Source organism: Acetoanaerobium noterae (assembly GCF_900168025.1).
Taxonomy (GTDB): Bacteria; Bacillota; Clostridia; order Peptostreptococcales; family Filifactoraceae; genus Acetoanaerobium; species Acetoanaerobium noterae.
On record NZ_FUYN01000005.1, the window covers coordinates 132,169 to 155,588 of the forward strand.

The 23,420-nt window shown below is 30.6% G+C and carries 27 protein-coding genes and 1 other RNA gene; 10 read left to right on the forward strand and 18 right to left on the reverse strand.

All coding sequences use genetic code 11. From position 1 onward, the window contains the following. The first annotated feature begins 21 nt into the window (after nucleotides 1–21). The gene (locus B5X47_RS10330; RefSeq protein ID WP_079590073.1) at nucleotides 22–351 is read left to right on the forward strand and encodes a LysO family transporter; all 330 of its coding nucleotides are present in this window, start codon (nucleotides 22–24) and stop codon (nucleotides 349–351) included. Further along, nucleotides 332–931: a LysO family transporter gene (locus B5X47_RS10335; RefSeq protein ID WP_079590074.1), complete on the forward strand. Its 600-nt coding sequence runs from the start codon at nucleotides 332–334 to the stop codon at nucleotides 929–931. The genes B5X47_RS10330 and B5X47_RS10335 overlap by 20 nt, the downstream gene beginning before the upstream one ends. Before the next feature lie 69 nt (nucleotides 932–1,000). Here B5X47_RS10335 and hutI read toward each other — a convergent pair whose 3' ends face one another. From hutI to ftcD, 3 genes are read right to left on the reverse strand one after another with little or no spacing between them, the layout of a single operon-like run. Continuing rightward, entirely contained in the window at nucleotides 1,001–2,266 is a 1,266-nt protein-coding gene (hutI, locus tag B5X47_RS10340; protein WP_079590075.1) for an imidazolonepropionase, read from the reverse strand. A 14-nt stretch (nucleotides 2,267–2,280) separates the two neighbouring features. Beyond that, the gene (locus B5X47_RS10345) at nucleotides 2,281–2,925 is read right to left on the reverse strand and encodes a cyclodeaminase/cyclohydrolase family protein (protein WP_079590076.1); all 645 of its coding nucleotides are present in this window, start codon (nucleotides 2,923–2,925) and stop codon (nucleotides 2,281–2,283) included. A 9-nt stretch (nucleotides 2,926–2,934) separates the two neighbouring features. Next, nucleotides 2,935–3,831, reverse strand: a complete 897-nt coding sequence (gene ftcD / locus B5X47_RS10350) for a glutamate formimidoyltransferase (protein ID WP_079590077.1) — start codon at nucleotides 3,829–3,831, stop codon at nucleotides 2,935–2,937. A gap of 208 nt (nucleotides 3,832–4,039) precedes the next feature. Between ftcD and rnpB the strand changes: the two genes are divergently transcribed. Beyond that, an RNA gene (rnpB, locus tag B5X47_RS10355) (RNase P RNA component class A) lies at nucleotides 4,040–4,375 on the forward strand. A gap of 67 nt (nucleotides 4,376–4,442) precedes the next feature. Here rnpB and B5X47_RS10360 read toward each other — a convergent pair. Further along, a complete protein-coding gene (locus B5X47_RS10360; protein WP_079590078.1) occupies nucleotides 4,443–5,783 on the reverse strand; it encodes a citrate/2-methylcitrate synthase in 1,341 nt (446 codons plus the stop codon). A gap of 19 nt (nucleotides 5,784–5,802) precedes the next feature. Continuing rightward, entirely contained in the window at nucleotides 5,803–6,807 is a 1,005-nt protein-coding gene (locus tag B5X47_RS10365) for an isocitrate/isopropylmalate dehydrogenase family protein (protein WP_013361456.1), read from the reverse strand. A 409-nt stretch (nucleotides 6,808–7,216) separates the two neighbouring features. Here B5X47_RS10365 and B5X47_RS10370 point away from each other — a divergent pair, with 409 nt between their 5' ends. Together B5X47_RS10370 and B5X47_RS10375 are read left to right on the forward strand one after the other, a co-directional pair. Next, entirely contained in the window at nucleotides 7,217–8,131 is a 915-nt protein-coding gene (locus B5X47_RS10370; RefSeq protein ID WP_013361455.1) for an AAA family ATPase, read from the forward strand. A gap of 22 nt (nucleotides 8,132–8,153) precedes the next feature. After that, a complete protein-coding gene (locus B5X47_RS10375; protein WP_079590079.1) occupies nucleotides 8,154–9,923 on the forward strand; it encodes a vWA domain-containing protein in 1,770 nt (589 codons plus the stop codon). Here B5X47_RS10375 and B5X47_RS10380 read toward each other — a convergent pair. After that, on the reverse strand, nucleotides 9,916–10,242 hold the full coding sequence (locus B5X47_RS10380; RefSeq protein WP_013361453.1) for a hypothetical protein: 327 nt from the start codon (nucleotides 10,240–10,242) through the stop codon (nucleotides 9,916–9,918). The genes B5X47_RS10375 and B5X47_RS10380 overlap by 8 nt on opposite strands. A 170-nt stretch (nucleotides 10,243–10,412) precedes the next feature. On the opposite strand from B5X47_RS10380, the gene B5X47_RS10385 reads away from it, so the two are divergent. Then, nucleotides 10,413–11,594, forward strand: coding sequence for a pyridoxal phosphate-dependent aminotransferase (locus B5X47_RS10385; RefSeq protein WP_079590080.1), 1,182 nt, complete (start codon nucleotides 10,413–10,415; stop codon nucleotides 11,592–11,594). A 191-nt stretch (nucleotides 11,595–11,785) separates the two neighbouring features. Continuing rightward, nucleotides 11,786–13,219: an adenylosuccinate lyase gene (gene purB / locus B5X47_RS10390; protein ID WP_079590081.1), complete on the forward strand. Its 1,434-nt coding sequence runs from the start codon at nucleotides 11,786–11,788 to the stop codon at nucleotides 13,217–13,219. Nucleotides 13,220–13,285: 66 nt separating this feature from the next. Here the strand turns inward: purB and B5X47_RS10395 are convergent, their stop codons facing one another. Beyond that, entirely contained in the window at nucleotides 13,286–14,101 is an 816-nt protein-coding gene (locus tag B5X47_RS10395) for a replication initiation factor domain-containing protein (RefSeq protein WP_079590082.1), read from the reverse strand. 118 nt (nucleotides 14,102–14,219) lie between these two features. Here B5X47_RS10395 and B5X47_RS13805 point away from each other — a divergent pair, with 118 nt between their 5' ends. Beyond that, entirely contained in the window at nucleotides 14,220–14,381 is a 162-nt protein-coding gene (locus tag B5X47_RS13805) for a hypothetical protein (protein WP_159446462.1), read from the forward strand. Nucleotides 14,382–14,533: 152 nt separating this feature from the next. On the opposite strand, the gene B5X47_RS10400 is transcribed toward B5X47_RS13805, so the two are convergent. The 9 genes from B5X47_RS10400 to B5X47_RS13720 form a co-directional block, all read right to left on the reverse strand. After that, a complete protein-coding gene (locus tag B5X47_RS10400) occupies nucleotides 14,534–15,298 on the reverse strand; it encodes a zonular occludens toxin domain-containing protein (RefSeq protein WP_079590083.1) in 765 nt (254 codons plus the stop codon). 93 nt (nucleotides 15,299–15,391) lie between these two features. Further along, nucleotides 15,392–15,652 (reverse strand): hypothetical protein, encoded by a 261-nt coding sequence (locus B5X47_RS10405; protein ID WP_079590084.1) that lies wholly within the window; start codon nucleotides 15,650–15,652, stop codon nucleotides 15,392–15,394. Nucleotides 15,653–15,656: 4 nt separating this feature from the next. Further along, nucleotides 15,657–17,072: a hypothetical protein gene (locus B5X47_RS10410; protein WP_079590085.1), complete on the reverse strand. Its 1,416-nt coding sequence runs from the start codon at nucleotides 17,070–17,072 to the stop codon at nucleotides 15,657–15,659. 69 nt (nucleotides 17,073–17,141) lie between these two features. Next, nucleotides 17,142–17,417 (reverse strand): hypothetical protein, encoded by a 276-nt coding sequence (locus tag B5X47_RS10415; protein WP_079590086.1) that lies wholly within the window; start codon nucleotides 17,415–17,417, stop codon nucleotides 17,142–17,144. 61 nt (nucleotides 17,418–17,478) lie between these two features. Further along, nucleotides 17,479–17,643, reverse strand: coding sequence for a hypothetical protein (locus tag B5X47_RS13810; RefSeq protein ID WP_159446463.1), 165 nt, complete (start codon nucleotides 17,641–17,643; stop codon nucleotides 17,479–17,481). Further along, nucleotides 17,640–17,864 (reverse strand): hypothetical protein, encoded by a 225-nt coding sequence (locus B5X47_RS10420; protein ID WP_079590087.1) that lies wholly within the window; start codon nucleotides 17,862–17,864, stop codon nucleotides 17,640–17,642. The genes B5X47_RS13810 and B5X47_RS10420 overlap by 4 nt, the downstream gene beginning before the upstream one ends. Before the next feature lies 1 nt (nucleotide 17,865). Continuing rightward, a complete protein-coding gene (locus B5X47_RS10425) occupies nucleotides 17,866–18,180 on the reverse strand; it encodes a hypothetical protein (protein WP_079590088.1) in 315 nt (104 codons plus the stop codon). 20 nt (nucleotides 18,181–18,200) lie between these two features. Beyond that, on the reverse strand, nucleotides 18,201–18,368 hold the full coding sequence (locus tag B5X47_RS13815; protein ID WP_159446464.1) for a hypothetical protein: 168 nt from the start codon (nucleotides 18,366–18,368) through the stop codon (nucleotides 18,201–18,203). Between the two features lie 272 nt (nucleotides 18,369–18,640). Then, a complete protein-coding gene (locus B5X47_RS13720) occupies nucleotides 18,641–18,919 on the reverse strand; it encodes a hypothetical protein (protein ID WP_143215806.1) in 279 nt (92 codons plus the stop codon). A 156-nt stretch (nucleotides 18,920–19,075) separates the two neighbouring features. Between B5X47_RS13720 and B5X47_RS10435 the strand changes: the two genes are divergently transcribed. After that, a complete protein-coding gene (locus tag B5X47_RS10435) occupies nucleotides 19,076–20,191 on the forward strand; it encodes a tyrosine-type recombinase/integrase (RefSeq protein WP_079590090.1) in 1,116 nt (371 codons plus the stop codon). A gap of 17 nt (nucleotides 20,192–20,208) precedes the next feature. Here B5X47_RS10435 and yneA read toward each other — a convergent pair whose 3' ends face one another. Next, nucleotides 20,209–20,526 carry a cell division suppressor protein YneA gene (gene yneA / locus B5X47_RS10440; RefSeq protein ID WP_159446465.1) on the reverse strand — a complete coding sequence of 106 codons (318 nt, stop codon included), beginning with the start codon at nucleotides 20,524–20,526 and terminating at the stop codon, nucleotides 20,209–20,211. A 160-nt stretch (nucleotides 20,527–20,686) separates the two neighbouring features. On the opposite strand from yneA, the gene lexA reads away from it, so the two are divergent. Then, on the forward strand, nucleotides 20,687–21,313 hold the full coding sequence (gene lexA, locus B5X47_RS10445; RefSeq protein ID WP_013361448.1) for a transcriptional repressor LexA: 627 nt from the start codon (nucleotides 20,687–20,689) through the stop codon (nucleotides 21,311–21,313). Between the two features lie 190 nt (nucleotides 21,314–21,503). Here lexA and B5X47_RS10450 read toward each other — a convergent pair whose 3' ends face one another. After that, nucleotides 21,504–23,420, reverse strand: a complete 1,917-nt coding sequence (locus B5X47_RS10450) for a type I glutamate--ammonia ligase (RefSeq protein WP_079590092.1) — start codon at nucleotides 23,418–23,420, stop codon at nucleotides 21,504–21,506.

Genomic DNA, 23,420 nt, shown 5'->3' on the forward strand with positions numbered 1-23,420 from the left:
AAACTACAAGGAGGAGATAGGATGGTTTTTAGAATTTTATTGTATGTTTCTTTAATGTTTGTGGGCGTACTAGTTGGTAGGAGTGGAAAGTTAAGCTCTAAAATCCTGAATAAATTAGATTTAATACAACTCATTTGTCTTTTATTCTTATTATTTGCTATGGGTATCAGCATGGGAACCGATGAAAAAGTAATGAGTTCATTTTCTACTATTGGACTTAAATCAGCTGCATTTGCAGTATTTTCAATAATATTTAGCGTTTTCTTTGTACTAATTTTCAACAAAGTGCTTACATTAACGTTTTCTAGCAAAAAGGAAGTTCAGAAAGCAGGTGAAGGCTTTGACATTTAAAATAATACTTGCAGTAGTTTTAGGGATTTTTACAGGTAAATTTTTTGCAGGTGATTCTGTAGGACTTATAACAAATTTTATGGATATAGGATTATGTGCTTTATTATTCTTCGTAGGGATAGATATTGGAAAAAATAAAGATGTAATTTCACAAATAAAAGAAATCGGTATAAAAGCTATATCTACTCCAATACTTGTTGCATTTGGCAGTATTATTGGAGCGGTAGTATGTGGACTAATTTTTGGATACAATGTCAATGAATCAGCGGCAATAGGAGCTGGTTTTGGTTGGTATTCTTTATCTGCTATTATAATAGCTCCATATTCATCTGAGCTTAGTGCTTTATCATTTATGACAAATGTCAGTAGAGAGATTTTGGCAATTATGAGTATTCCACTTGTTGCTAAATACATAGGATTTAATGAGGCAGTAGCTCCAGCTGGGGCAACTGCCATGGATACGACTTTGCCAATTATATCCAAAGCTACTGATGGAAAAACTGCAATTATTGCTTTTGTAACAGGGTTAATACTTTCAATACTAGTTCCTATTCTTGTTCCGATTTTTATTGGACTTTAATATATTGATTAAAATAGAAAAGGATAATTTCTATTATGATTTATTAATCTATAGAAATTATCCTTTAATTTATATTACTCTTCTATCCTGTACAACAAGATTTCCATTTTTATATACTTCCTTAACATGGTTAACCCCAAAGTGATATAGTATATAGTCTATATTTGGAGCATCGAAGACTACGATGTCAGCGTTTTTACCAACTTCAAAGCTTCCAGTTTCATGTCCTCTTCCTAAGCTATGAGCACCATTAATTGTTACTGCATTAAACACTTCAATTGGACTCATTTTCATAGCAAGGCTACCTAACTGCATTATAAGTTGGATGTTTTCTGTTGGGCAGCTTCCAGGATTGTAGTCAGTTGAAAGAGCAACAGCCAAATTATTTTCAATCATTTTTCTAGCATCGGCATACGATGTTTTCATTAAACTGAAAGTAGTTCCCGGAAGAAGGTTGGCAATTACATTATTTTTTGCCATTAAAGAAATACCTTCATCAGAAGCTGCCATAAGATGCTCAGCGCTATGTGCTCCCATTTCAGCAGCAAGTTCTGCTCCACCAAGCGACACTATTTCATCTGCGTGGATTTTTATTTTTAGATTATTTTCTTTAGCGCACTTTAGTATTCTTCTAGTCTGTTCTACACTAAACACTCCGTGCTCACAAAATACATCACAGAATTCTGCTAGTGAATGTTTTGATACTTCAGGAATCATAAATTCTGTAAGTTCTTTTATGAACTCTTCTGGGTTTTCTTTGAGCTGAGTAGGAATAGCATGTGCTCCCATAAAAGTTGAAACTACTTCTACTGGATGATCTTCATTTAATTTTTTTGCGACTTTAAGTTGTTTTTCTTCAGTTTCCCATTCTAAACCATATCCACTTTTTGCTTCTACTGTAGTAGTACCATGAATAAGCATTGTATCTAAGCTTTTTTTAGCTTTAGTATACAATTCATCAAAGGTAGAAGTTTTTGTAGAGTTTACTGTACTTAGTATTCCGCCACCTGCAGCTAGGATATCGAGATAGCTTACACCGTTAAGCTTCATACTAAATTCATTTTCTCTACTTCCACCGTGAACTAAATGTGTATGAGAATCTATTAATCCAGGAGTAACAGTAAGTCCTGATAAATCTCTTTTTTGGGTTTCATTAGAAATTAGAGATTCTGGCACCTCACCTTCACCTATAGCTTGAATTTTTCCAGCTTTTATAGCGATATACGCATTATGCATTATTTTAGCTGTATTCATAGCCTGTCCTCTTAGGGGCTCATTGTTATCAATAGGGCAGAACAATTCTCCTATATTATATAAAATTAAATCAGCAGACATTATATTCACCTCGATTATATTTTAAGTCTATCGTGAATTGATACCAATACTTCGTTTTTAAGATTTGTAACCTCTGACAATAATTGATTGCACTCTAGCTCTAATTTTTTCGCTCTTTCAATATCCATTACAGAGCCTAGATTAATTTTTACATTCAAAATTGCACCCTCGGCTCCAGTAGCACACATTAAATACCCTACACCTACATCGGTCAAAGCATTTTCGTTGCCATATTTATATATAGGATACATTTTTTTCATTGCTTCTAAAGAGAGTAATGCAACCCTATGAGGGACATCTATTGATTGCCATGTTGCATTATCGATAGCATCTTTTCTAAGAGCTTTTTCTTCATCAGTCTCTTTTGGCATTTTCATTGCTTTTACAACTTCATTAAAGGCTTCAGTATCTTTATCTACCAGTGATAGCATCTCATCTTTAATTTCTTTAAGCGCTTCAAAACTGGTTTTTACCTCTAATTTTATGTTTTCTTCATTAAGCTCATATTTCTTTTTGCCAAAGCTTAAATTAGCCATCATTCTCGATAAGCATATTCCAACTAGTGAACTATATGCTGAGCATGAACCACCACCAGGGGCTGGAGATAATGATTCGACTTCATCTGCAAAATCTTTAAGATTCATATCTATAAGCTTCATTTATTCCACCTACTCCCATATTCTTGTTTCTAAAACTTGATCCATAGAGAAGTTGTCTAACTTAAGATGATAAATAGCTGTATCTATAAGTGCTTTCATTGGAACTAAACCAACTATCTCAGAGTCAGTAACGCTAACGCCGTAACGATGAGCTTCTCTTTCTACCATGTCAAAAACTCTAAAAATAGTAGTGTAATCAGGATTAACTAAGTTCATTGATACTTGAGCTTTTCCTGTTTCTTCAATTAGAAGACCCATTGCTTTACAAAATACAAATCCACCTTTAGCGCTTCTTATTACATTGGCAATATTCTTTGCTATTTTTACGTCATCTGTAGATAAGTTAATATTATATGCAATTAGTGGAGGTCTAGCCCCAACTGCAACCATTCCAGCTTTTGGATTGAATTCGTTAGGTCCATAGTCTGGAATCCACATATCTTCTTTAATTTTTTCAGCCATAACCTCGTATTGACCTCTTCTTATATCGGCTAAATTTTGTCTATGTGGAGCTGAAGCAGAGTTTTCGTATAATGTAACATGCATGTTGCATTCATTTGCTATACTTTCAGCTAATTTTTTTGATAACTCTATTGTTTCTTCTATAGTGATGTCTTTGATAGGAATCAGGGGCATTACATCAACCGCGCCCATTCTTGGATGGCCACCGGTATGTGTTGACATATCGATTAATTCTGTTGCAGCTTTTGCTAGCTTTAAAGCAGCTTCAGCTACAGCATTAGGCTCTCCTAAAAATGTTATAACAGAACGATTGTGATCTTTATCAGAAGAGTAGTCTAAAAGCTTAACTCCTTTTGTTGTTCTGATAGCATCTACAATTTTTTCTACTTTTTCTAAATCTCTTCCTTCGCTTATATTAGGTACACATTCTAAAATTGCTGGCATATTATCACCTCATAAATTTTTATTATCTGCATATTTAAATTAACATAAAACCCAAAAAATATAAAGTATAAATAGCAGATTAGGAAAGAAATATTTTATTATTGTAAATTTTCTGCAAGATAAATGTCATAATATTTTATATATTACAATAATTGCATAATCGTATAAAGTATTTGTTTATTAATCAATATAATGATATAATCTCAAGAGAGTAGACTGAGCAGTCGCGTGATTAAGTTCACGAGGAAAGTCCGAGCTCCATAGGGTAAGGATGCCAGGTAATGCCTGGTGGAGGCAACTCCAAGGATAGTGCAACAGAGATAAACCGCCATTATGGTAAGGGTGGAAAGGTGGGGTAAGAGCCCACCAGCAGTTAGGTAACTAACTGGCTATGTAAACCCCATCCGGAGCAAGACCAAGCAGGGGCCGATATAAAGATAACCCGTCTTTGTCCCGTAGGTAGGTCGCTAGAGGCTACTGGCGACAGTAGTCGTAGATAGATGACTGTTCAAGACAGAACTCGGCTTATAGGTCTACTCGTATAATTACAAAAATAAAAATCCATTAAGAACAGAAAATTTCTGCTTCCATAATGGATTTTTTCATGTTTATTATCTTGAATTTAAATCTACATAGTTTATGTTTTTGTCTATGCTTTTGTAAGCTGGTCTCATTATTTTTTTGTCACTTATGATTTGTTCGATTCGATGAGCGCACCAACCAGAAATTCTAGAGGTAGCAAATAGGGCGGTATACAAATCATATGGGATATTTAGCAGCTCATATACAAAACCTGAATATAAGTCTACATTTGCAGAAATTACGGCATCTTCGCCTTTAAAGGTTTTATATATTTCTTTTGAAAGCTCTTCTATATTAGTGTAAAGTTCATATTCTTTTAAACTATCTTTTTCGCATGCAAGTTCTTTGGCTTTCTTTTTCAATAATTCAGCTCTTGGATCCGAAAGAGTATACACTGCATGGCCCATGCCATAAATTAGACCGGAATTATCAAAAGCATCTTTTTTTAGAATTTTAACTAAGTAATCCTTTAATAAGTTTTTATCTGACCAATTATTTACATTTTCCTTTATATCAGCTACCATATCTCTTACCTTAAGATTTGCTCCTCCGTGTTTTGGTCCTTTAAGAGAACCGACTGCAGTAGCAATAGCTGAATATGTATCGGTTCCGCTTGAAGATACGACATGAGTAGCAAAGGCTGAATTGTTTCCTCCACCATGTTCAGCGTGTAAAACAAGGCTTAAATCTAAAGTTTCTGCTTCTGTTTTTGTATACTTGCTATCAGGACGAATCATATGAAGAATATTTTCTGCTGTACTTAAATCTTTTCTTGGTGAATGGATAAATAAGCTGTTATCATAAAAATAGTGTGATTTAGCTTGATAGCCATAGGAAATAATAGTAGGAAATTTTGCTATCAAGTTTAAAGATTGCTTAAGAACATTTCTTACACTTAAGTCTTCAGGATTATCATCGCTTGAATATAAAACAAGGACACTTCTTTGCAATTTATTCATGATGTTTGAGCTAGGTATTTTTAAAATCATATTTTCAGTAAAGTGTTTCGGAAGACATCTCATTTCAGAAAGCAACTTGTTAAAATCATCTAGCTCAGTTTTGTTTGGAAGTTTTCCAAATAAAAGCAAATAAGTGGTTTCTTCAAAACCCATACGATTATCTTTTTGAAATCCATCTACAATCTCTTCGACATTGATTCCTCTATAAAAAAGTTTACCTTCTTTTGGGATTTTTTTATCATCAATAAGTTTATAACCTTCCACAGAACCAATTTTAGTAAGTCCTACTAGAACACCAGTGCCATTTGAATTTCTAAGACCTCTTTTTACATTATATTTATCATAAAGCTCTGGTTCTATTAGGCTATTACTTTCTGTTAATATAGCTAGTTTATCAATTGCTGTTTCCATTTTTATTCCTCCAATTGAATTAAAGAGTTTGAATTGTTTCTATAACTTTTTGTGTAAAATCCGATGTTGATAGGTTGCCACCTAAATCGTATGTGAAATTATCTTCATAACATAAGACCTCATTAAGAGCATTCTTTAATTTCTTTGCTGCTAAGTTTTCACCAATATAATCTAGCATCATAGCTGCACTTAGTGCTAATGCTGTAGGATTAGCTTTGTTAGCTCCTGCTATATCTAGAGCACTTCCGTGTACAGCTTCAAATAATGCAATATCTTTTCCTATATTTGCACTTGGAACAAGGCCGAGGCCTCCAATTAAGCCGGCACATAAATCTGAGAGAATATCGCCATACAGGTTGGATGTTAAAATAATTTGATATCTAGAAGGATTTAAAACTAACTGCATACACATATTGTCAATTAGCAATTCCTCTAGCTCTATATTTGGATAATCTAATGCCACTTCTCTGACTGTATTTAAAAATAGACCATCTGTTAACTTCATTATATTTGCTTTTGTTACAACAGTAACTTTGGTTTTATTCATGCTTTGAGCATATTTGAAAGCTTCATGTGCAATTTTAAGTGTTGCTGATTTAGTAATTATTTTTAAGCTATGGCATTCATTATCGCTTATTTTTTCTTCTATTCCAGCATATAAATCTTCAGTGTTTTCTCTAAATATAACCAAGTCAATATTTTTATATTTGCTATCTATAACGCCTAGATTTTTTACAGGGCGGATATTTGCATATAGATTATATTTTGTTCTAAGAGTTACATTGATGCTTTTGAATCCATAGCCGATAGGTGTAGTTATAGGACCCTTTAAAACAATTTTATTTGTTTCAATACTGTTTAATGCAGATTCTGGCAAAAGTTCACCTGTATTATTATATGTATTAAGCCCTGCACTAACTATTTCCCATTCGATTGGCAAATTAAGTGAGTCAACCATCTGAATAACACTTTGAGTAACTTCTTCTCCTATTCCGTCTCCAGGAATAACTGTAATTTTGTACAAGGCAATCCCTCCGTTATATATTTCATTTAGATTATTAGAAATGATTATATTACTATAAAAATTAAAAATCAATACATTTTTTCGTAAAATTGCAATTTATATTATTCGATATGCAAAATTTATTTTTTATGATTATTCTGTATACACAACGATAACATTATTATTTGTTTATATTTAAGGTATAAACCTAAAATTAATTTATCTGAATAACGAAAATTTAATATTAATAAATGCAATTATTGATTCAAAAATTGCATTTATTAAATTTTAAAATAATATTGTATACAAGAATTAAGTATTAAATTCTTTACTCATTTCAGTCTTATAATGTTATAATCTATCTATTATGTTATATAAAATAATTTATTAATTTATAGTGAAAATAAAGAGTTTCTAAAGGAGAATTGCCATGATTGAATTTTTAAAATCACATAATGTAGATGAAAAATTAATAGAAGACTTACTTCATTTTAGAAAATTTTATGATAATAAAGAAGAAAACCTTTTAAGAATCCCAAAACCAAGATTTTACTACTATGGAAGAGAAGTTTGGAATATGGCTATAGCTGCATTGTTAGAAGGAGAGCACATTTTAATTAGTGGACCAAAAGCCACAGGTAAGAACGTACTTGCTGATAATCTTGCTTGTGCATTTAATAGGCCTGCGTGGACAGTTTCTTTTCATGTTAATACTGATAGCTCGGCATTAATTGGAACAGATACCTTTGTAGATAATAGAGTTGATCTTAGAAAGGGTTCGGTTTATCAATGTGCTGAGAATGGAGGATTTGGAATTTTTGATGAAATAAATATGGCTAAAAATGATGCAGTAGCTGTACTTCACTCAGCGCTTGATCACAGAAGAATAATAGATGTGCCTGGATACGATAAGATATATCTTAATGAAGCTACCAGATTTATTGGGACTATGAATTATGGATATGCTGGAACAAAAGAATTGAACGAAGCTCTAGTATCTCGTTTTATGGTTATTGACATACCGCCTATGACAAAGTCTAAATTAACGAAAATATTGCTATCTGAATTTCCTAATCTAAATGAAGAATATTTAGAGCAGTTCAGTGGATTATTTTTGGATTTACAGCTCAAATCTCAAAATTCTGAGATATCAACTAAAGCAGTTGATCTTAGAGGTTTGATAGGAGCGTTGCGAACAATCAATAGAGGACTTGAGCCATTGCTTGCAGTAAAAATGGGTATACTTGGTAAAACTTTTGATGAGTTTGAAAAAGAAATCATTTCTGATGTAATTGAACTAAGAATACCTAAATCTTTAGGGAAAGAAGATATTTTTAGATTGTAGTAACTGCGAAAGAGGATGGATTATGGAAGATAATAATTTATTGAGACGAGAATCTGAAGAAAGGTTTTCGAATGTTGTATGGACTATTTCTGAGAAATATTCTATAGACCCTGATTTTACACTTGTAAAATTCACTGGAGATAGGAAAATAGATTTATATAATAATACTGTTTTAGGCGGAATTTATAGATTCTTTGATTATGAGATGATATATTCATATATTAATAAAATTAAGGTTGAAATTTCAGATCCTAAACCGTTTTTTCAAATTGCGGTACTTGTCTTAGAAGAAAATGTAATTAGTAATATAGAAATATCAAGACCCGCTATAAAAAAACTAAAAGAAGATGTATATAAAAAAATATTAAGTAGTTTCTTTTTTAATAAACCAAAGGATTCAGCAGATGAAATTAGATTTGCTTATTATTCTAGGAAGATTGGAAAATCTCCAGCAGTAAATTCAAAAGTATATAAGTTAGTTAAAGAAATTGATAAAGGTAAATCCATAAGTTCTACTATTGAGCTGATTGAATTTTTAAGTAAAATATTTCAAGACTACTTCCATTTTGAAAGCTATTTTGACAATGAAAATATAGCTCCTGAGGAAAAAGAAGCATTAAGTGATAATACTGATACCACAACTAAGGATTCGCCAAATTCATATTTATATGATGAATTACAGGAAGAATATGTTTCGGCAGAATATAACCCAAATGCAAGTAAAATAGACCCTAAGGATGGATATGAGTTTGAAGATAATAAAATGAACTTTAATATTAATCCAGAGGTATACAACAAACTCACAGATAAAATTGAGCAGTATTACGGGGCATCAATAGTGTCTTTTGATGAACTTAGAAAACTAGAAAAAAAAATCTGTACTGGAATGCATAAAGGATGCCATATTCACATAACAGATGGAAATTTTAAGCTCAGTCATATTAATAATTACAGAGTCAAGTATGTAAAAAAACAAAAAGAAAAGAATATGATTGATTATAACGATCACTATAGAGTTTACAACAGAAATATAAGTAAGTTAAAAGATATAATTCAAAGAACCATACTAAGAGATACTGAATATAGTAAAAATATATCAGATAATGGAATGCTTAGAGGAGATATAATATGGAAAATTAAATATCTAAATAATTCCAAGGTGTTTGAAAAAGAGGTCAAAGAGGATATTGGAGATTTTGCTGTGGACATACTTCTTGATTCAAGCGGTTCTCAAATGGAGCGCCAAAGCCGAGTAGCTTCGCAAGGGTATGTTATCTCACAAGCTTTGTCTCTTGTTAATATACCAAATAGGGTGCTAAGTTTTAATAACTTTTTAGATTTTACTATTATAAGAAGATTCAGAGACTATAATGATCCAATTATAAAAAATAAAAATATTTTTGAATACTATGCTACTGGAAGTAACCGAGATGGATTGGCTATAAGAGCAGTAGTTGAATCATTAGAAAAAAGACCTGAGGAGCATAAAATTTTAATTGTACTAAGTGACGGAAAACCAAATGATGTAAAGGTTACTAAAACCTCTTCTTTAGCTTTTAATAGAGATGCAGATTATAAAGGTATAAAAGCTGTAAAGGATACTGCTCATGAAGTGAGAAAAGCTAGAATGAAAGGTATAGCAGTGCTTGGTGTATATACTGGTGAAATAGAGGATTTGGACGCAGAAAAATTGATTTATGGCAAAGACTTTGCATATATTCATTCTATTGATAGATTTTCTGAAATAGTAGGGCTATATTTAAAAAGGCAAATTAATAATATGATTAATTAACTGATTCAATATTTATTATTGTATGGTTGTCATTTTTACTGATAACCATATTTTTTTTGGCTAAGTCAATATCCATATTTACAAAGCTGGAAAAAATATCTATATCCTTAAGCAGGTGTATGCAAATTGTCATGTTCTGATTTGTTATTCTTAGTAAGATGGCATAAATATGAGTAAATTGTATCCTATCGAAAATTTTAAAATCAGATACATTCAAATCTATAAGTCCGTTTTCGATAGGGATGATTATATCTTGGTCCATACCATCTTCTCTAATTATTCTATAATCTACTTTTATGTTAATGTTTTTATTATACATTTGGCTCTCCTTAAAATTTTAGGTGTATTATATCATAGTATATTAACTATTCACATATAAATATGAATTTTGAAAGATAATAATCATTTTTTTAATATAATGATAGAAGTCTTGTATATTGTTGAGAATATAGTATAATGAAATTATATCATATGAGGAGGTATTTATTAATGGAGTATTCTAAGAAGTATTCGGCTATTGAGCCCTCAATAACATTAGCTATAAGTGCGAAAGAGAAAAAAATGAAATCTGAAGGGATAGACATTATAGGCTTTAGCGTTGGAGAACCTGATTTTAAAACACCAGAAAATATTAGAAAAAAAGCAATAGATTCTATAGAAAATGACCCAATAGGTTATACTGCAGCAGATGGAATGCCAAATTTAAAAAAATCAATTATTAAAAAATTAAAAAATGACAATGGATTAGATTATGAATCTGGACAGATTGTGGTTTCAAATGGAGCAAAGCATTCTTTACATAATGCAATTGAAGCTATTGTTAATCCTGGGGATGAAATCATTGTACCTTCTCCATACTGGGTGAGCTATATTGAGCTAATTAATATGTCAGGAGCAAAGCCTGTAATAATTGAAGGATTAGAAGAAAATGAGTTTAAAATAACAGCTGCTGATATTTCTTCTGTGATATCTGATAAAACAAAAGCTATTATAATCAACTCCCCATCAAATCCTACAGGTGCAGTCTATACTAGAGATGAGCTTATGAAAATCGCTGACTTAGCTATTAAAGAAGATTTAATAGTGATATCTGATGAGATTTATGAAAAATTAATTTATGATGGTGAGCATATTAGTATTGCATCATTTTCTGAAGAAATAAAAGAAAGAACTATTGTTATAAATGGTATGTCAAAAGCATATGCGATGACTGGATGGAGAATAGGATACACTGCATCAAACAAAGAAATTGCATCAATTATGAGCAATATGCAAAGTCATGCTACATCAAATCCTAATACTGTAGCTCAGTACGCTAGTATTGAAGCTTTAGAAGGAGATACTTCATCAATCGATAATATGAAAGCAGAGTTTAATTTAAGAAGAGATTTGATGGTTTCACTAGTTAATGAAATTCCTCTATTAAGTTGTAAAAAGCCTAAGGGTGCGTTTTATGTTATGGTCAATATTTCTAATGCTATTGGTAAAAAAATTAAGAATATAGAAATAAAAGGATCCATGGATTTTGCAAATTTATTGCTAGAAGAAGCTCAAGTAGCAGTAGTTCCAGGTATAGCATTTGGAGTAGATAATTATGTGAGACTATCATATGCAACATCACAAGAAAAGATTAAAGAAGGTTTAAATAGAATAAAGAAATGCTTAGAATAATATAATAAATTTAGTAATTAATTATTTCTTAATTAAATATAGCCTTGTAAGCCTTTAAAGCTTATAAGGTTTTTATTTTTTTATTTAATAATAACGAATATTAAACTTTTTTTAGTGTTTATTATTTGATATAATACGAATATAAAAGTAATTTTATTGAAGAATTACTGTAATTTTGAAGGGAGAATAAAATGATTAATAGGGAAGTATATCAAAATCCATTAAACGAGCGTTATTCAAGCAAAGAAATGAGTTATATTTTTTCAGATGAAAATAAATTTAAAACATGGAGAAAATTATGGATTGCACTTGCTGAGAGCCAAAAAGAATTAGGACTTAATATTGATGATAATCAAATTCAAAATATGAAAGACTTTGAATCTGATATAAATTACGATGTAGCAAAACAAATTGAAAAAGAGACAAGGCATGATGTAATGTCCCATGTAAAGGCTTTTGGAATACAAGCTGAACTAGCAAAAGGCATTATTCACCTAGGTGCGACTAGCTGCTATGTAGGGGATAACACCGACTTAATTAACATGTTTAAGGCTTTGGAGTTAATTGAAATAAAGCTAGCTTCAGTAATAAATAATTTATCAAAATTTGCAATAGAATATAAGTCTATTCCAACTCTAGGATTCACACATTTTCAAGCAGCACAATTAACAACTGTTGGAAAAAGAGCGACTTTATGGTTATATGACTTGTTGATGGACTTAGAAGAAGTCACCTACAGAAAAAATAAAATATATTTAAGAGGGGTCAAAGGAACTACTGGAACCCAAGCATCTTTCTTAGAATTATTCAATCACGACCATGATAAAGTTAAAGAGCTAGATGAAAAAGTTTGCGAAAAAATGGGTTTCAAAAAGTCATATCCAGTTACAGGACAAACTTATAGTAGAAAAGTAGACTCATATGTACTTTCATCATTATCATCGATAGCCCAAAGTCTTCATAAAATGACAAATGATATAAGATTATTGCAGCATCTTAAAGAGCTAGAAGAGCCTTTTGAATCAACTCAAATAGGATCTTCTGCAATGGCCTACAAAAGAAATCCAATGCGTTCAGAAAGAATATCTTCATTATCAAAATACATAATAAATTTAGCTCAAAACCCAGCTTTAGTTCATTCTACTCAGTGGTTAGAGAGAACTTTAGATGATTCAGCAAACAGACGATTAGCAATTGGTGAAGCATTTTTAGCAACAGATGCTATTTTAGAAATTGCAATTAACGTTACCAATGGTCTTGTTGTGTATGAGAATATGATAAACAGACATATAAATGAAGAACTTCCATTTATGGCTACAGAATATATTCTTATGGAGGCTGTAAAAAAAGGTGGCGATAGACAAGAGCTACACGAAAAAATTAGAGTTTATTCTATGGAAGCAGCAAAAAATGTAAAAATAAATGGTGGACATAATAATCTAATAGAATTATTAGCAAATGATGCTGAATTTAATTTAGACGAAGTTGAGATAAAAAATGTACTTAAAGCTGAGAATTTTATAGGAAGATCAAAAGAACAAGTTGAAGAATTTATTTTAAATGATGTAAATCCGATACTAGAAAAATATAAGAACCTAGTTAAAGATGTAGAGTTAAATGTATAAAGAATAAAAAAATGGCCCTTAATTATAGAAAAATTATGTTAGGGGCCTATTTATTTAAGGATTCAACTAGTTTTTAAATGTACTTTTTAAAGATGTGTTGCCCAACTTAGCTAAAAAATCAGTATACCACCCTGAATTTTTAGACCTTGATTTATGAGTTCCTTCATCAGAATCATCAATAAATCTTAAAATTGAATTTAATATAGTAACATATAAATCAGAAAAATTATTATAATGCGTTAGATAAAGATTCATAAACGCATGAGCCTTTTCTTTTCTAAGCTCTAATTCTAAACGATACCAATAGTCTAAATCTTTACATTTTTGTTCTGCTCTTTTATCATAAAGTCTTAAACCACCAGTTGAATATCTAGAACCAAATTTAAAATTAGTATAAGAAATATTATTAAAAGAACCATAATAAAAAGTAACAGAAGAACGCATTATTTTAGTAGAAACAGAAGTTCCATTATCAATATAATTTTTTACTGATTCAATCATTTGATTAATAGGAATAATTTTGTTAAAATCATCATAAGCAATATCACATCTAGTAACATTGTAATCATATCCATTATTTTTTAGAAAGGAGATGTAATCAACAAAATCAGAAGATTTCAAAAAATTACAACCTTGACCAGAGATATTAATAGTAAGACCATACTCAGGAAAATCAGTATGATAAGAAAAAGTTATAAATTTTTCACCAAGAAAACGATATGAATTGTTATAACCAGCTATAGCACCAGTTTCAAAATGAATAAAATTATCAATTTTAACATCATTATTTCTAACAACATTACAAAAAAAGGATATCATTTCTGTAGGAACTACATTTTTTATATTGATTGTAAGGTAATCAATAAGAAAATAATTCTTCATTTAACAAAACCCCTTTTGGCTAATGATACCCCCTTATAGAGGTGGGGTATCTGTTAATTTTTACATTACTACTACTTTTATTTTTTGTCAATACCTTTTTTTAGGAGTGATTTAAAAAATGGAAAAGAAATTATTCAATAATGCCCTAGATTACTGGAAAAAAGAAGAGGAAGAGCTTGAAAAAATAAAAGATAATTGTCTAAAAGATTTATTTTACATAGAAAAAAGAGAAAAGAAAGTAAAAGAGAGTTTGAAAAAACTTTTAGAGAGAAAAAGATAATGCAGCATAAGCAAGTAAGCCCTCTGCTATGGGCAGAGAGCAATAAAAAGCATGGAAAATCACGTAGAAAAAAGCAAGGGTAAAATGCACGCACAAGTGCGCCCTTGCTTTTTTAGTAACTTAAAACGTTAAAAATGATGTATTATAAAACGTTATGAAGTCTTTTTATTTTCAGGAAATTCAACAACTTTATTAAAACTTTCCATTTGCTCTATAAAATTCGCAGACCCGACAGTCGCAGGCTTGCACGCTACGCTATCCTGCGTCTGCATGTCCGCAAACTTTTTATAAGAATCGTAAACTTTACTTAATTTTTTAGAATACCAATAAAATCTATGACCCATTTTTTCACGAGTAGCACACCAGGTACTTATTTGAATAAACAATTCAATTCCAAAAATTAACCTTAAGAAGAAAGCAATCAAGAAACCAGTATCGCCATTATTACGAAGCTTCCTATGGATGTTCTTATATTCAACAAGATATCTGATATCATGAACAAGCATACGATCGTACTGGGTAACAAAGTAAACATCATAACCTAAATGACGATGCTGAGAGAAGAAAGTAAGCCAGTCCTTAACATAATCAGGGTTTTCAGTTCTCATTCTTTTACACACAGTAGGAGAAAGAAGTTCCTGAATTTCATCAAATACTATAAGTGTCTGTCCTTCAATTCCTTTTTTATGATATTTCTTAGCATATTCAAAGAGATAATAAGGATTCTGTATTTGAGCATAAGTAGGAGCAAACAAAAGCTTTCCATCATTCTTTCCCTGCCTGCATACATAATCAGGATTAACCGACATATTACAACAAATAACATTTCTTTTTTTTACTCTAATTTCAAAAAGTATTTCTTTAGCAACCATCAAAGATTTTCCACTTCCTGGAGTACCACAAAATAGAGTAATCATATTAAAACCCCCAAAATCAAAAACATTAAAATCAAAAAAATAAAGTAAGTAATTAATAAATCAAAACCAATTCTTCTGAGATAATCAATTAATTTACTCAATAGCTTTTACCCACCTAAGAATAATTTGATATAAATAAAACCCTGCAATAGCAACGAGCCAAAGAGAAAAAACACCAAGTATTTTATTAACAGGAACAAGCCAATTCAAATATGATAGATTCTTAGATACAGAAGCAGGCATTTCTATAGCTTGAAAAGGGGAATTAGGGAGCAATGACAAGAAAAGCCTGATAATATCGCCCAAAGATTCAATAGCTACATTTATGACCCAAATAATCGCATTTAAAAGCATATAATCACCCCTTAATCAAACCTCTAGTTGCTAGAATCAAACCAACCACAAAACCAATAAGAACGAAAAATCTAGTTATTTCAGCAAATTCATCAAAAATAGCAAAGTCCCAAACTATAGGATATTCATCACCAAAAAAAGTTAAAGAAAAAGTAAAAACAGGCGGAACAGGTGGAGCAGAAAAAGCAACTACTGCATCTCTTAAATCCCACGGAATACAAAATGGAAATTTATTAGTAATTGGAACGTTAAGAGGGCTAAAATCGATTTTACTAACTGTATCAGGAATAAAAAGTTTCTTTATAGGATTTATAATTCGCTCAGGCAGCTGCTTAATTCCATTACTAATTTCTGTCAAATTAGGAGTATAATCTTTAGGCTGAGTTAAGGTTTCAGGTGCTGGAACAGGAGTAACAGGCACACTAGGAACAAGAGGAGTAGATGGAAAAATAGGAAGTCCAGTTTCAGGATCTAGAAATGGAAGTCCAGTTTCAGGATTGATAAGAGGGTCACCATCAGGATTTAGTATTGGGTTAGTAACTTCATCAGGAACAGGCTCAACATATTCACCAGGTATAACAGGAACTTCAACAGGGGATTCAATTCCAGTAGTTGTTAATGGCATAGTAACAGTTTGCATACCAGTATAAGGGCTAGTCCAATTAAGATTAAAATCTCCAGTAGGTAAAGTAATTTGAGTTTTAGTTTCATCAACTATATTATCAGTAATTATAGATGTTATTTTAAAATAAGAAACGATATCTAAAGGGTCAATTATAGTCATACCCTGATAATATAGATTTCCATTTGGTTTAAATTGATAAGTATATAGATAATAATAATGATTATTTATTGACTTATAATTAGAGTATTTCCCATCTTTAACAGTAATTCTATATCCATCATCATAATCCTTATTAGCAATTGCTAAATAAGTGTAATAAGGATTATTAACAGCAAAAATTCTGTATTCATCAACTTGTTGAGAAACTAAAAAATTTATCATATTAAATGAAATTTCATCTGGACTAGTTTCATTTGATACCAAATCTTTTAGTTTATTAAATAAGTTATCAATTAAAGAATCAGGTACAGGAATTGCAATTTGACGGGGTTCAGGTTTAGGAGGTTCAGTTCCAAACTTTGCATCAGCCTTAGCACGTCTTATTTGATAATCGATAATATCATAAAAACCACCGTCAGGGTTTCCAGTATAAGTTCCGTATTCTTCTTCAATCCATCTTTGACGTTCCTGAGCATTCTTAAATTCAACACCCATATACGTAAGAATTAAAGTTATATAAGTATAAACCTCATAAGAAGTAACTCCAATAGTAACAGGGTCAGCATAAGCAGGCTTAGAATAAGTATTAAATAATATAGTAAATATCATAATAAATGATAGAATTGTCTTTTTCAAAATCTCACCCCCAAATTAAAAAGGAGTAGGGAATAAAATCCCTACTCCCTTTAAGTAGTTAAATAAAAACTATTTTGCACCTTTATTAGTTAGAGAAGTGAAGAATTGCATCCCATACTTCCAAACTAAGAATATTGCAATAATACCAACAGCAATAGGAGCAATGCCCGCAACAGTTGCTTCAAATTCTGTTTTAACACCTTCCATAGCAGTAGTCATTCCAGCAGAAGCACCAGATCCAGTTTCACTAGCAAAAGCCATAGGTGCAGATAATACCATTATTGATAGAGCAGTTAAGCAAGTCTTGAAAGTTTTACCTTTTAAAAGATTTTTTAATTTTTCCATACCAAATACCTCCAATCAAATTTTAAATTATTAATCTATGTTATTTCAGCTGAAAAATAACCTATCTAAAACGTATAGAGTGCATATATCCAAAACAAGCATTAATAATAAAGCCAGTACTAAAAGCAGATAAACATATTAAAGAACCATATACAGAAGCAGTTTGCCAAAGTTCAGTTAATTCAGTTGTTGAAAGCACTATATCAAATACTATAGGTTCTATCATTTTACATTACCTCTTAAAAAATTAGTTAATATAGTTAATCCAGTGATTACAACAATCATAACCAATAAGAATGAATTACTTTTTTCCCAAAATATCAATTCTTTTAATAACTCTTGATTATTAGAAAGGTATTGATTAACATTGACTAGATGCTCTGAATAATCAGTTGTAATTTCAGTAGTTTCAATGTTTTCAGATAGAGTAGGGGAGATATCAGACATTTTATATCACCATAAGTTGTCCCATATCAAGAGCCTTAATAATTAAAGCATCATCTAATCTTACTTTTGCATTTCCTGCATAATCAAAATATACATCAAGTTCTAAATCACAAATTGCAGGAAGAGAACCTTCAAGATTAAAACCAATCTTTTTAGCTAAAGGCAAAGAAATATTCATCTGGCCGACTACCATTCCAATTATATTTTTATCTTGAATATCATCTGAAATATACCAAATTCTAGCAAATTGAACAGGTTTCCCATCATTACCAATAAAATCAAAAGGTTTACAAGCAAGAACTAATACACGTTTCATAAAAAGCACCTCCAAATAAATTATAAATTTTCATTTTTAACAACTTCACTATAAATTTTATGTTTTAAATCTTTATAGGCATCAACAACATCAGGATTAAAATTATTAGAAATTCTTATAGTTTCAACAGCAGGCAATAAATCAAATAATATTTCTAATTGCTCTTGAGTAATATCTAAATTCACCATATAAACAACCTCCAAATTATTTAAATTTAACTAAATCATTAACATAAGTTTGAGCAGTAAGCAAAGAATTATAATTAAAAGTAAACATACCAACATCAGTTTCAACAGTTACAATAGCGAAAATATCACGCACACAAAGATAAGGTCTAATATCATTAACAGTAATATTTATATTTCTAAAAAAATTAATAAATGCATTATGAAGAGTATTTTTATAAAAAAAGTCGTGGAAAGATTCAAATTTCAATATTTCACAATAAACTTCAATAGGATTAATAAGCAAATAAATCACAACCTTCGATATCATCAATAAAATTATAAAGTGTTAGATCATATTTATTTTTGAAATGGTCAAAGATAACTTGATACTTAGATTTAGATAACATTGTATCTGTATTTCCATAACAAATATTTTTTAATCGTTCAGGATTAACATGCTGCAGTAAAGATAAGAAAGCGCCATATTGCTTTGTTAAATGATTTACTTTAGAATAGAAGTAGTCATCAAGGTTATCAAAATATTTTTTTTTGCAATCTTTAAGGTTTTTCAACTGGTTTTTAAATGTATATTTAGGGAATAGTTTGAATAGATTTTTACTTACAGTGCATTTTAGCGAATTATTACTATTCTGTTTAAATCTAGCTTATAATATACTTGTCACCTTTTATTGGTCTAAAAAAATTAACTTAAGCTGGAGGTTTATTTCATGATAAAAATACATAACAAATCTGACAAACCAGATAATATTGTTGCCAAACAACACCATATAATAGATAAATGTATAGAAATCGAAACTGCTCTGCCTCATTTTATGAAAGATTATTTTATATATTTAAAAAATGCAGTTTCTTTATCTACAAGGCTTGCCTACCTCGAAGATATAGAATTTTTTTTAAAGTATTTAATTAGTAACGATGAATCATACATACATTTAAATAACCTGTCTGAAATTACTATAGAACAATTTTCTAAGTTGAAAGCTAGAGATATTAACTATTTTATTGGAGAATACTGTACAAGATACTTAAAATCAATAAATGGAAATGATTATTTATTTAAAAATGACAATAGATCTTTAGCTAGAAAAAAATCCTCTCTATCCTCTTTGTTTAAGTATATGTATAGAAATAATCAATTGGAAAATAACATAACTGATGGTTTTAATCCAATAAAATTGCCAAAACCTCAACCAGATGCTATAAAGAAGCTAGCAGTTGACGAGGTTGCCATTATGCTAGATATTGTATCCACAGGAGAAGGATTGACAGATAAAGAAAAAATATATTGGGAAAAGACTAAATTAAGAGATAAAGCTATTTTGCTTTTCTTTGTAACCTATGGACTTAGATTGTCTGAAATTCAGCAATTGAATTTGTCATCATTTAATTATGGCCGTGACGAATTTAAAATTTACAGAAAAAGATCTAAAGAAGCGTTAATGCCATTGAATTCAACGATAAAAAAAGCTTTAGATGATTATATATCCTGCGAACGACCAAATTCTGACTTACTTGATGAAAATAATGAGGATGCTCTTTTTTTATCCATACAAAATAAACGGCTAACAATGAAAGCTATCAGAGAGCTTGTAAAGAAATATACTTCTCTTGCTATGGGTACTACTAGGGATAAAGGGTATAGTCCACATAAATTAAGAGCAACTGCAGCAAGCTCTCTTATTGACTATGGGTTTTCTATTTATGATGTTAAGACTTTACTTGATCATGAAAATATAACTACTACACAATTATATTCAGCGCAAAGGAAAAATTTAAAAAGAGATATAATAAAGAATTTTGAATGGAATGATGAAAAAAAATAAAGCCGTAAGGCTTTATTTTAGTTGAAAGTACTTTCGATTGGAATGAGTAATTTTTGTCCTGGAATTACATTTAAGGATGTTAATTGATTTGCCTCTACTATCTTTTCGATAAAATCTCTTGTATCATCGCTCGGGTTTTTATATCTAGTTGATATATCCCATAATGTATCTCCTGATAGTATAGTGTAGGTAGAATATGATATTTGATTTGCTTCATTATTCTCACCTAGTGAATATATGCTAAAAACAGTGGAAATTAATATTATTAACAATAATATAGTTATGTTAACTTTGCTATTTATATAATGTCTATTTTTTTTTCTTCTAGTTTTCATTTTTATCCTCCTTAGATATAAAACGTATACGAACAGATGTTCTAATATCATTATACTAGAACGTCTGTTCGTTAGTCAATAGCAAATGTGAACAGATGTTTGTTTTTTTTGTTTCATATGTTATAATTGTTACTATAACAAAGATATGGAGGATGATATTATGTATTCTAAAATAAATCAGAAGCAACTAGAAATATTATTATATATAAAAGAAGAAATTCAAAAAAAGGGATATCCGCCTTCTGTAAGAGAAATATGTTCTGCGGTTGATTTAAAATCCACCTCTACTGTGCATTCTCATCTGAATAAGCTGGAAGAGTATGGATACATTAAAAAAGACCCAACAAAACCAAGAGCAATTGAAGTTATTCTTTCGGATGATGAAGAAGGCTTTTATAGAAGAAGCTCAGTTGATATACCATTGCTAGGCGTAGTTACTGCAGGAGCTCCTATTCTGGCGGTAGAAAATATAGAAGAATTTTTGCCCATTCCTTCATCTTGGGTAAATAATGGAACATATTTCATGCTTAAGGTTAAAGGAGATAGCATGATTAATGCTGGAATATATGATAAAGATACTATAATCGTAGAAAAAACTGAATATGCTAAAAATGGGGATATTGTAGTTGCTCTTATAAATGATGATGAAACAACTGTTAAACGTTTCTTTAAGGAAAAAAATAGGATTAGACTGCAACCTGAAAATGAAGCATACTCTCCTATTTATCCTGAAAATATCTCTATATTAGGGGTTGTTAAAACACTTATAAGAACAGATGTATCTTAAAAATAAAACAAGTAGCTTGTAAAAAAATTCTATAATAAGAGCTTCGCGTATAAGGATAAAATAATTTTGATATAATCATAATAAAAAATAAACCCACCTTGTTTTGGTGGGTTTCGTTTGTATTCATGAACTAAATACTTCTAAATTCAATAATGCGGGTATTTTGATTAAAACGTTATATTGGGATAATCTAGAAGATGTTCTTTTTATATGCTAAATAAAGCTCTTTAAGTAATTTAACTTTATCGCTCATAATTTTTTGCAAGTTTGAAACTTCGTTTAGGTCATTGAGAAGGATTTGACTTCTAATATTAGTAAAGATAGATTTTTTATCTACACTATCCTTCATCAGCTCCCATCTCAAAGTATTAATTCTATTCCAGTTAACAATATCTAAATCCGAAATTTCGTCATCATGAACCTTAGAGCAATTTCTCACTAAATTCATATTGTCTTCTATTATTCTTCCTCTAAGCTCGTTAATCCACATATCGATTGTTGAGGTTTTGTATGAATCAATAATAGCTTTTGTAAAAACCTCGCCCTCTATTAAAGTTTCAACTTTTTCAGGATAACTATCAAAAGCAATCACATTTTCATATACAGTAGCAGGAGGCTTTCCAAAAAGCTCAGATCTTTCAGATTCTGTGTAATGCTCAAATACGTCAAACTCGCTTCTGTACTCTCTATTTTTTTCTAAGTAAATTGATTCATCTCCAACTTTTTTTGAAAATTCCGCTTCTAATTGCTTCAAGCTATATTTTCCAGCAAGTTTGGATATACCATCAAGCATACATTGATAGCAGGAAGCTAATACTAGATAAGTATTAGAGTTAGGATTTGGAGCTCTAAGCTCAAATCTTGTTGATAAAGGTGTTTCTATATCTTTTATTAATCCAACTAGGATAGATCTATTTCTAGACGGAAACTCTGGCGAATGTCCTAGAGAAGATACAATGCAAACAGGAGCTTCGAAGCCTGGTTTTAATCTATTTAATGCATCATTTGTTGATGTAACGAAAGGATTAATAACTTCGTAATTTTTAAGTATTCCCATTAATGATGAAAAGCCTATAGAACTCATGTATTCTTCTTTGAAATTTTTATGGGCAAATAAGTTTACTTTAGTGCCATCTTCAAGCTCTGCCATAATTCCTAGATGAGTATGCTCTCCACTACCAGCTACACCTTCTATTGGTTTGGCGGCAAATGTTACTTCTAAGCCATGGCTGTTAAATACGTCAAGAACTAAATGTCTTATAAAGTGCTCATTGTCTGCGCATTGAAGAGTGTTTGTATATTTCCAATCTATTTCAAGCTGCTCCATAATATGGCTTTGCTTTCCGCTTACATTGATTTGAGGTCTTACTCCTCCTACTTCTTTATGACCCATTTCTGGCTCGAAACCATATTTTTCCATCATCAATATGGTTTTTTCCATTGCAGTTCTTACGGTTCCTTCTGTACGTTTCCAGTATTGCTCCTTAAGCGTTTGAGAAGTTGATAGTTTTTCTTCGTCTGCTTTGTCTTCTGGTGTTTGAACCCAAAACTCTAGTTCAGTTGCTGAAGTCATGTGTATAGTTTTTATTTTTTTATCTTTAATGCCAAGCTCGTCTTTTAAAGACTCGCTATTTTCTATGATTTCAAGACAATTATTTTTAAATCTTTTAACTGCTTTTTTTAGTATAGATCTAGAACAAACCATTTTGTTATTATGAATTAAAAAAGCTGGTATTCTAAGGGTTCCGATAGGTAAACCAGTTATATGGTCTAAATGTCCGAAATTATAATCAACATGCCAATTTACCTTTAAATCTGGCAGAATTATAACTTTAGCATCATTTAGAGTAGCTATATTATGTAAAACAACACTTGAACCGTCAGTTTGAATTCCTAGGCTGAAGAAACTTTCCATGTCATCAAGCATGGATTGTATAGGGATTCTTTCGTCAGTACCGTTGCCTTTTAGATCCATACCTACTAATGAAACGAACTTAATTTCAGGGTGGTTGCTAAGTAAAGTTTTTAAATACTCAAAATCATGGTTTTCTTTTTTTATTACATAAAGCAAATTGTCCAAAGGTAAAAATTTTATTTCACTAGGCAT